This window comes from Inquilinus limosus MP06 (assembly GCF_000767795.1).
Taxonomy (GTDB): Bacteria; Pseudomonadota; Alphaproteobacteria; order DSM-16000; family Inquilinaceae; genus Inquilinus; species Inquilinus limosus_E.
The window spans coordinates 1-8,020 of sequence record NZ_JANX01000274.1; the positions used below are offsets into that span (position 1 = coordinate 1).

10 protein-coding genes are annotated in these 8,020 nt (G+C 69.8%); 7 read left to right on the top strand and 3 right to left on the bottom strand.

Features of this window, described 5'->3' with window-relative positions; genetic code table 11:
• The 5 genes from P409_RS19805 to P409_RS19825 form a co-directional block, all read left to right on the top strand.
• A partial coding sequence (locus tag P409_RS19805) for a GntR family transcriptional regulator (RefSeq protein WP_034842170.1) occupies positions 1-353 on the top strand: 353 nt, incomplete at its 5' end.
• A complete protein-coding gene (locus P409_RS19810) occupies positions 350-1,090 on the top strand; it encodes an SIS domain-containing protein (RefSeq protein ID WP_034842175.1) in 741 nt (246 codons plus the stop codon). The genes P409_RS19805 and P409_RS19810, both read left to right, overlap by 4 nt.
• 77 nt (positions 1,091-1,167) lie before the next feature.
• Complete coding sequence (locus P409_RS19815; RefSeq protein WP_034842179.1) at positions 1,168-2,454, top strand: ABC transporter substrate-binding protein; 1,287 nt, start codon at positions 1,168-1,170, stop codon at positions 2,452-2,454.
• A gap of 167 nt (positions 2,455-2,621) precedes the next feature.
• Positions 2,622-3,506, top strand: a complete 885-nt coding sequence (locus P409_RS19820) for a carbohydrate ABC transporter permease (RefSeq protein ID WP_202964736.1) — start codon at positions 2,622-2,624, stop codon at positions 3,504-3,506.
• Entirely contained in the window at positions 3,503-4,330 is an 828-nt protein-coding gene (locus tag P409_RS19825; protein ID WP_034842187.1) for a carbohydrate ABC transporter permease, read from the top strand. The genes P409_RS19820 and P409_RS19825 overlap by 4 nt, the downstream gene beginning before the upstream one ends.
• A 55-nt stretch (positions 4,331-4,385) precedes the next feature.
• On the opposite strand, the gene P409_RS19830 is transcribed toward P409_RS19825, so the two are convergent.
• Positions 4,386-4,607, bottom strand: a complete 222-nt coding sequence (locus P409_RS19830) for a DUF1150 family protein (RefSeq protein ID WP_052120983.1) — start codon at positions 4,605-4,607, stop codon at positions 4,386-4,388.
• A 22-nt stretch (positions 4,608-4,629) separates the two neighbouring features.
• Positions 4,630-5,094, bottom strand: a complete 465-nt coding sequence (locus P409_RS19835; RefSeq protein ID WP_034842194.1) for an Hsp20 family protein — start codon at positions 5,092-5,094, stop codon at positions 4,630-4,632.
• Positions 5,095-5,281: 187 nt separating this feature from the next.
• On the opposite strand from P409_RS19835, the gene P409_RS19840 reads away from it, so the two are divergent.
• Positions 5,282-5,782 carry a Fur family transcriptional regulator gene (locus P409_RS19840; RefSeq protein WP_052120981.1) on the top strand — a complete coding sequence of 167 codons (501 nt, stop codon included), beginning with the start codon at positions 5,282-5,284 and terminating at the stop codon, positions 5,780-5,782.
• Between the two features lie 233 nt (positions 5,783-6,015).
• Here P409_RS19840 and P409_RS19845 read toward each other — a convergent pair whose 3' ends face one another.
• Positions 6,016-6,798 carry an MBL fold metallo-hydrolase gene (locus P409_RS19845; protein ID WP_034842196.1) on the bottom strand — a complete coding sequence of 261 codons (783 nt, stop codon included), beginning with the start codon at positions 6,796-6,798 and terminating at the stop codon, positions 6,016-6,018.
• A gap of 204 nt (positions 6,799-7,002) precedes the next feature.
• Between P409_RS19845 and P409_RS19850 the strand changes: the two genes are divergently transcribed.
• On the top strand, positions 7,003-7,968 hold the full coding sequence (locus P409_RS19850; RefSeq protein WP_034842199.1) for a CobW family GTP-binding protein: 966 nt from the start codon (positions 7,003-7,005) through the stop codon (positions 7,966-7,968).
• Positions 7,969-8,020 lie beyond the last annotated feature (52 nt).

An 8,020-nucleotide genomic window follows, 5' to 3' on the forward strand; every position in this document is an offset into this window, starting at 1 on the left:
GCGTCCGCCTGGCCGACGCCGTGCCGATGGCCTTCGAGGTCACTTGGCTGCCCGAGGCGCTGGTGCCCGGCATCCTCGACCGCAACGACTTCCGCACCGCCTCGCTGTACGAGGTGATGCGCCGCGACTACGGCCTGGTGCCCTGGCAGGCGGAGCAGACGGTCGAAGCCGACCTGCCCGACGCCGTGACCGCCGGGGCGCTGGACATCCCGCGCAGCGCGCCGGTGCTGGTCTTCACCCGGCGTACCGCCGACGCCGATGGCCATGTGATCGAATTCGTCCGCTCCGCCTATCGCGGCGACCGCTACAAGATGCGGGCGCGGCTGTCCCCACCCGATTCGACGGATCCATGACCTCGACCGACCTCTCCGGCGCCGCCGCCTATCTCGCCGGCATCGCCGACCGCATCGCCGCCCTGACCGCCACCCAGGGCGAGGCGATCGGCGCCGCGGCGGCGGCCTGTGTCGAGACCATCCGGCGCGACGGGCTGATCTACATCTTCGGCACCGGCCATTCGCATCTGATGGCGGAGGAGGGGCATTTCCGCGCCGGCGGCCTGGCCTGCGTGGTGCCGATCCTGGCCTCCTCGGTGATGCTGCATGAGGGCGCGGTCGTCTCCGGCGCGCTGGAGCGGATGGCCGGTCTGGCCGCGCCGTTGCTGGGCCGCTATCCGATCGGGCCGGCCGACACGCTGTTCATCTTCTCCAACAGCGGCGTCAACGCCGTGCCGGTCGAGGCCGCGCGCCACGGCCGCGAGAAGGGGGCCATGGTGGTGGCCGTGACCTCGATCGCCTATTCCCAGGCGGCGGCCGCCGGCCGGCCGACCCTGGCCGGGACCGCCGACATCGCCATCGACAACCAGGGCCCGCCCGGCGATGCCCTGGTCACCGCCGCCGAGGGCCTGACAGTCGGCCCGATCTCGACCGTGCTGGGCGCCGCGATCTGGAACGCGGTGCTGACCGAGACGGTGGCCCGGCTGGCGGCGTCGGGCGAGACGGCGCCGGCCTATATCAGCTCGAACATGCCGGGGTCGAAGGAGCGCAACACCGCCCTGGTGGAGCGCTACCGCACGCGCAACCCGCATCTGTAGACGCAAATCGCGGCCCAGCGGACGCCCGGTCAACGCGGCGCCGCAACGGGGCTGACGATCAAACAGGGGAGACGGCAATGGCGACGAGATGGTCGATCGTGACGGGCGTGGCCGCGGCCGCGCTGCTCTGGGGCGCCGCGGCTCAGGCCGAGCCGGTGCAGCTGACGCTGTGGCATATGGAGCAGCCGCCCCAGCGCGTGGCGCGGGTGCAGGAGCTGATCGACGCCTTCAACAAGACCCATCCGGACATCGCGGTGAAGCAGGAGCCGCAGAGCTGGGGCGAGATCTACGCCAAGGCGCCGGCCGCGATCGCCGCCGGCAACGCGCCGGACATGCTGTTCGCGATCCCGGACTTCACCCCGATCCTGAAGGATCTGGGCGCGCTGCAATCGGTCGACGGCTTCGTCAAGCAGCTCGACGCCGAGCATCACTTCGTGCCCAGCGCGCTGGCGCCCTACAGCTATGACGGCGGCGTCTGGGCGGTGCCGCTGTACAACATGGCGATGTCGCTGTGGTACCGGAAGAGCGTGTTCGACCAGGCCGGGCTGAAGCCGCCGAAGACCTGGAGCGAGTGGAAGACGGCGGCGGAGAAGCTGACCGCGGACGGCCGCTACGGCATCGGCCTGCCGGCCAGCAAGCAGCTCTACACCGACCAGACCGTCTACGACCTGATGGTCAATGCCGGCGCCGCCGACATCTACAACCCGGACGGCATGCTGCGCTTCGACAACCCGCAGACGGTCAAGGCCTACGATTTCTACAAGGACCTGTACCAGTTCTCCGCCGCCGACGCACCGGGCTGGACCTGGGGCGAGGCCGAGGCCTGCTTCGCCAGCGGCGGCTGCGGCATGATCCTGCAGTTCACCGTGATCAGCACCTATGACAGCCAGGCCGAGGGCGACGCCCAGGACCTCGGCGTGGCGCCGGTGCCGCATGCCGACGACCGCAAGGAGTCGGGCACCATCGCCTATTCCAACGCGGTGATGATCCTGGCCAAGGACGAGGCCAAGCGGAAGGCGGCCGAGACCTTCATCGCCTGGCTGCTGGAGCCGGAGACCTATGGCCGCTTCCTGAACATGGAGCCGGGGCTGTTCCTGCCGGTCACCGCCGACGGCGCCAAGGCCAGGAGCCTGTGGAGCGACCCGCTGGTGGTCAAGTACAAGCCGCAGATCGAGGCGATGATCGCCAACAGCCGCAACGGCGCCCTGTTCGGCTTCACCGGCGGCCACACCTTCCCCAGCATCGCAGCCATCTCCGCCCAGAACATCCTGGCCGAGACGCTGCAGAAGGTGGTGGTCGATGAGATGCCCGCCGCCGATGCGGTGAAGGCTGGCCAGGCCCGGATGCAGGAGGCGGTGAAGTAGGGGCGGTTGAGGGGCGGGTCGCCTCGTTTTGCCCTGCCGGCCTCCCATGACACCCGCGGATCTTCTCATTCGCGTGGCCTCTCCCGCTTGCGGGAGAGGCCACGTGCTTCAGCATCGACAGCGAGCGGGTTGTCTCTGGATCAGCAAGGCACCGGCCCATGAGGTCCGTGCGAACGCGCTCCCGCTCGGAAGCCATCGCCGGGATGCTGATGGTGGCGCCGGTGCTGGTGTGGCTGGCGGCGACCATCCTGTACCCGCTCGGCGCATCCGTCGCGATCAGCCTGCGCGACATCCGCGTCATCGGCTCCGATGGCGGCTTCATCGGGCTTGGGAACTACGCCGACGTGCTCGAGATGGCCCGGCTGTGGGCGGCGCTGGGGCGCAGCCTGGCCTGGGTCGCGGGCAATGCCGTGCTGCAGACGCTGCTGGCGCTCGGCACCGCGCTGCTGCTGAACCAGCGCTTCCGCGGCGTGCGGCTGGTGCGGGTCTGGGTGATCCTGTCCTGGATCGTGCCGACCATCGTCGTCGTCATCATCTGGCGCTGGCTGCTCGGCACCTCCGGGGGCGTCGTGAACTATCTGTTGGTCACGCTCGGCCTTGTCGACCGGCCGGTCGGATTCTTCGCCGGGCCGGGCAGCGCCATGGCCTCGCTGGTGGTGATCAACTCCTGGCGCTGGTTTCCCTTCGTCGCGGTGATGCTGCTGGCCGGGCTGCAGCGCATCCCGGCCGATCTGTACGAAGCGGCGGCGATCGACGGCGCCGGCCCGTGGCAGCGCTTCCTCCGCATCACCTGGCCGCTCTTGCAGCCGACCATGCTGGTTCTGGGCGTGGTCGGCACGCTGCTGTCCTTCAACGTCTTCGACATCATCTGGCTGACCACGGCGGGCGGCCCGTCCGGCGCCACCCAGACCCTGCCGGTGCTGATTTACGAGACCGCGTTCAAATCCTACCGGCTGGGCCAGGCGGCAGCGATGTCGGTGCTGGTCAGCCTGCTCCTGATGGCGCTGGCCGTCCTGCTGACCCGCGCCCTGGCCCCGAAGGGCGAGGCATGAGGCGGGGCGCCGGCCAGCGGCTTGCGATCGGCGGCGGGCTGCTTGGCCTCGCCGTGCTGGTGCTGCTGCCCTTCTGGTTCATCGCCACCGGTTCGATCAAGGCGCCGCAGGAGATCATCGCCCGGGTGCCGACGCTGCTGCCGCAGAGCTTCACCCTGCGGCATTTCGACAGGCTGCTCGGCGCCTCGGATTATCCGCGCTATCTCGGCAACAGCCTGCTGGTCGGGCTGGGGTCGACCGTCATCACCGTGCTGCTGTCGGTGCTGGCCGCCTACGGCTTCTACCGGCTGCGCTTCCCGGGCCGGGACCTGCTGTTCCGGGCGGTGCTGGTGGCCTATGCCTTTCCCGGCATCCTGATCCTGATCCCGCTCTACGGGATGATGTCGCAGGCCGGGCTGATCGACACGCCGGCGGCGCTGGTGATCGTCAACGTCACCTTCGCCTCGCCCTTCGCCATCTGGATGATGTGCAGCTTCTTCGCCTCGATCCCGGTGGAGCTGGAGGAGGCGGCGCTGATCGACGGCGCCTCGCGCCTGGCGATCCTGCTGCGGATCATGGTGCCGCTGGCGACGCCCGGCATCGCCAGCGTCGCCATCTTCGCCTTCATCGCGAGCTGGACCGAGTATCTCTTCGCCTCCGTCCTGATCCTGTCCGATGCCAACCGGACGCTGCCGGTCGGCTTCGCCGGCATCATCGGCCAATACCAGATCGACTGGGGCCTGCTGCTGGCCGGGGCGACGCTGGCGACCGTGCCGGTGGTGCTGCTGTTCGGCATCGTCGGCCGCTGGTTCATCGCCGGGCTGACCGCCGGGGCCGTGAAGTAGAAAAAGCCCCGCCGGAGGCGGGGCTTTCGCGTTCGCTCATCGGGACGTAGCGGGGTCAGTGGGCGCTGACCGGCTCCATGTCGTTCTGGCGGACCACGGCGAAGGCCAACTCGCGGTCCTTGACCACGGCCAGCGGCGTGCCGTCGGCGCCATGCACGGCGAAGGCGGCCTCGCCCTCGACCACGACCGGCTTGACGAAGGCGATCTGGTTCAGGCCGATCGCCGCGAAATCGGTGGGCGACATCTGGGTGAAGGTGGGGATGGCGTTGATGTTCATGATGGTCACCAGGTGTTTCGGTTCACCCTTCGACGTCGCTCGAGACGTCGATCGCGGTCTTGCCGTTGGGTTTGCCCGCGGAACGATTGATGGCGATGGTCCGGACCTTGGTCTCCGGTACCGGCCGGCGGAGATCGATGTTCAGGAGCCCGTTGTCGAGCGAGGCCCCGGTCACCTCGATGCCCTCGGCCAGCACGAAGGCGCGCTGGAACTGGCGGGCGGCGATGCCGCGATGCAGGAAGATGCGCTCCTTGTCGTCGGTCTGCTTGCCGCGGACCACCAGCTGGTTGTCCTCGATCTGCACCGTCAGGTCGGCGTCGGTGAAGCCGGCGACCGCCAGGGTGATGCGCAGCTGGTCCTCGCCGAGCTGCTCGATGTTGTAGGGCGGATACCCGTCGCTCGGCGTCCGGCCGATGCGGTCCAGTGTCCGCTCGAACTGCTCGAAGCCGAGCAGGAGCGGGCTGTTGAACAGCGACACCCGCGTCATGGTCACTCCTCCTGAGAGCGAGCTGCCGGAACCCCCGGCTCGGGCGGCCCGGTTGTCCGGCGCCTGCGGAGCAGGGACCACGCGGCATCCCCACTCTCGTTAAACAGGAAATTGGGGAGTGACCGGTCGGTTTCAAGATCGGCCAGGGCGTGGCGTTGGGGAGGGGCCGCATGCTATCACTCGACGCATGAGACAGAAGCTGGAAGGCGCGGCGGCGGCGCCGAAGGGCAAGGCCGCAGCGAAGACGGCGGCGGGTACGGCCCGCCGCGGCCGACCGCCACGCGCCGGGCTGTCGCACTGGCAGCAGCGGGTGCTGGACCTGGTGCGGGCCAGCGCCGAGCCGGCCAGCGCCTACGACATCCTGCGCGAGATGAAGGGCGACGGCATCACCGCGCCGCCGGTGGTGTACCGGGCGCTGAAGGGGCTGCTCGACCGCGGGCTGGTGCACCGGATCGAATCGCTCAACGCCTATGTGGCCTGCGGCGGGCCGGACCACCACCACACCCATCCGGCGCAATTCGCCATCTGCCGCGACTGCGGCCGGGTGGAGGAGATCACCGACCCGGCGGTGGACGGGCTGATCGAGGCCTGGACCGGGCGCATCGGCTTCGTCGCCGACAGCCGCACCATCGAGATCCTCGGCCGCTGCCGCGACTGCGCGGCCAACGCCGTGGCGGCGGCTGGATAGAGGCCTGTCGGACGAAAGTGGTCGTGAGTGTAGAGGCAGGTGCTCTCTGCTGCTTGCGCGAGCTTTTCAGAACTTCAACACCGTCATTGCGAGCGCAGCGAAGCAATCCAGGGGCCGGTGCGCACCGGCCCCTGGATTGCTTCGTCGGCTTCGCCTCCTCGCAATGACGGCGAGGGATGGGGATGAAAAGCTCCCACAAGCGGGAGAGGCAACGCGTGAGCGCTTGGGCTCCGTCAGCCCGCCGGGCTGCAGCTCTTCGCCGCCTCGGCCTTGGCCAGCTGGTGGGTATGGGTCAGCAGCCCGGCGTCGCCGGGCTCGCCCTGGTCCGGCACCACGGTCTTCGCCGCCTTGCCGTAGCGGGCGATCACCGCCTCGACCGATTGCGGCCAGCGGCAGATGTCGGAGTCGGGGGTGCTGACCAGATTGGCCTGCTCGGCCCCCCGGACCATGCAGCCGCCGAACAGCAGGGCGCTGTCCGGCAGGAAGGCCACCGTGTTGTCGCGGGTGTCCGCCGGGCCGGGATAGAACAGCTCGACCGTGCGGCCGCCGCCGGTGATCGTGGTCGACTCGCCGCTCCAGCTGCGCTGGATCGTGGCGGTGCCGGCCGCCTCCTTCACCGTCTCGTCGCGGCCCAGCGACCAGCCGCCGCGGGCATGCACCGCCGCCAGCCCGGCCAGCCGGTCGTCATGCGCATGCGTCACCACCAGGTTCACAGGCCGGTTCGGCGCGGCCTGCGTCACCCGTTCCAGCAGCGCCACGGTCTGCGCCGGCGTCCAGGCGGCGTCGATCAGCAGCGCCTCCTCGGGCCCGATCAGCGCCAGGCCGTTGGACGGGATCCAGCCCTGGTCGCCCTTCCGCCAGCTGGTGTGCAGCCAGATGCCGTCGGCCAGCTCGCGGAAGCCCAGCGGTGGCGGCGTCTCCGCGTCCTGGGCCAGCGCGGGCCGAATCAGCGCCAGGGTCAGGCCGGCGGCGCAGCCATGCAGGAAGGCGCGGCGGGACGGGGCGGGAACGGGCATGTCGGTCCTCGGGTGACGGGACGGCCGGTCGGCCGCCCGGCATCGTCCCTCGCGGAGAATCTGGGCGATTCTGGGGCACGATGCCGGATGGGCGGCCGGATGCAGCTTCGTCCATAGCATCCCGGCGGGCATCCGGCGACAGGCTTGCGTCCTGTCAATATGTTATATAATAACATTTAAATTCCCGAAGCCCGAGGCCTTCCCATGTCCCGCATCCCCGTCACCCTGCTGACCGGCACTCTCGGCGCCGGCAAGACCACGCTGCTGAACCGCATCCTGTCGGAGGCGCATGGCCGGCGCTACGCCGTGATCGTCAACGAGTTCGGCGAGATCGGCATCGACGGCGACCTGGTGGTCGGCGTCGACGAGGAGGTGTTCGCGCTCAACAATGGCTGCCTGTGCTGCTCGGTGCGTGGCGACCTGATCCGGATCATCGGCGGGCTGATGAAGCGGGCCGGCGGCTTCGACCGCATCCTGGTCGAGACCACGGGCCTGGCCGACCCGGCGCCGGTGGCGCAGACCTTCCTGGTCGATGACGAGGTGCGCGAGCGCACCGCGCTGGATTCGATTGTCACCGTGGTCGACGCCCGCAACATCGAGGCGCGGCTGGCCGACAGTGACGAGGCGGAGGAGCAGGTGGCCTTCGCCGACACCATCCTGGTCAACAAGACCGATCTGGCGGACGAGGCCGGGCTGGCGACGGTGGAGGCGCGGCTGCGCGCCATCAACCCGGTGGCGCGGCTGATCCGCACGAAGCGCTGCGACGCCGATCTCGGCGTGGTGCTGGACGGCGCCTTCGACCTCGACCGGCTGCTGGCACTGGAACCCGATCTGCTCGACAGCCATGGCCACCACCATCACGAGCATGACGAGGGCGTCGGCAGCGTCTCGTTCCGGATCGACCGGCCGCTGGACGGCCGCCGCTTCGTCGACTGGATCGGCATGCTGCTGGCGATCCGCGGCGCCGATATCCTGCGCAGCAAGGGCATCCTCGACTTCGCCGGCGAGGACCGGCCCTTCGTGTTCCAAGGCGTGCACATGCTGCAGGAGGGCGATTTCGCGCCGGCCTGGCGGCCCGGCCAGCCGCGCGACAGCCGGCTGGTGCTGATCGGCCGCAATCTCGACGCCGCGGTGCTGCGCGCCGGCTTCGAGGGCTGCGCCGCGGCATGAGCCTGCTGCTGCCGCCGAAGGCCCTGGCGGAGGAGAGGGGCACGGTCTGGAC

Bases quoted from the DNA above. Each gene is read 5' to 3' on its own strand.
- P409_RS19835 (WP_034842194.1), bottom strand. From the start codon at position 5,094: ATGACGCGGGTGTCGCTGTTCAACAGCCCGCTCCTGCTCGGCTTCGAG.
- P409_RS19830 (WP_052120983.1), bottom strand. From the start codon at position 4,607: ATGAACATCAACGCCATCCCCACCTTCACCCAGATGTCGCCCACCGAT.
- P409_RS19815 (WP_034842179.1), top strand. From the start codon at position 1,168: ATGGCGACGAGATGGTCGATCGTGACGGGCGTGGCCGCGGCCGCGCTG.
- P409_RS19850 (WP_034842199.1), top strand. From the start codon at position 7,003: ATGTCCCGCATCCCCGTCACCCTGCTGACCGGCACTCTCGGCGCCGGC.
- P409_RS19840 (WP_052120981.1), top strand. From the start codon at position 5,282: ATGAGACAGAAGCTGGAAGGCGCGGCGGCGGCGCCGAAGGGCAAGGCC.
- P409_RS19825 (WP_034842187.1), top strand. From the start codon at position 3,503: ATGAGGCGGGGCGCCGGCCAGCGGCTTGCGATCGGCGGCGGGCTGCTT.
- P409_RS19810 (WP_034842175.1), top strand. From the start codon at position 350: ATGACCTCGACCGACCTCTCCGGCGCCGCCGCCTATCTCGCCGGCATC.
- P409_RS19845 (WP_034842196.1), bottom strand. From the start codon at position 6,798: ATGCCCGTTCCCGCCCCGTCCCGCCGCGCCTTCCTGCATGGCTGCGCC.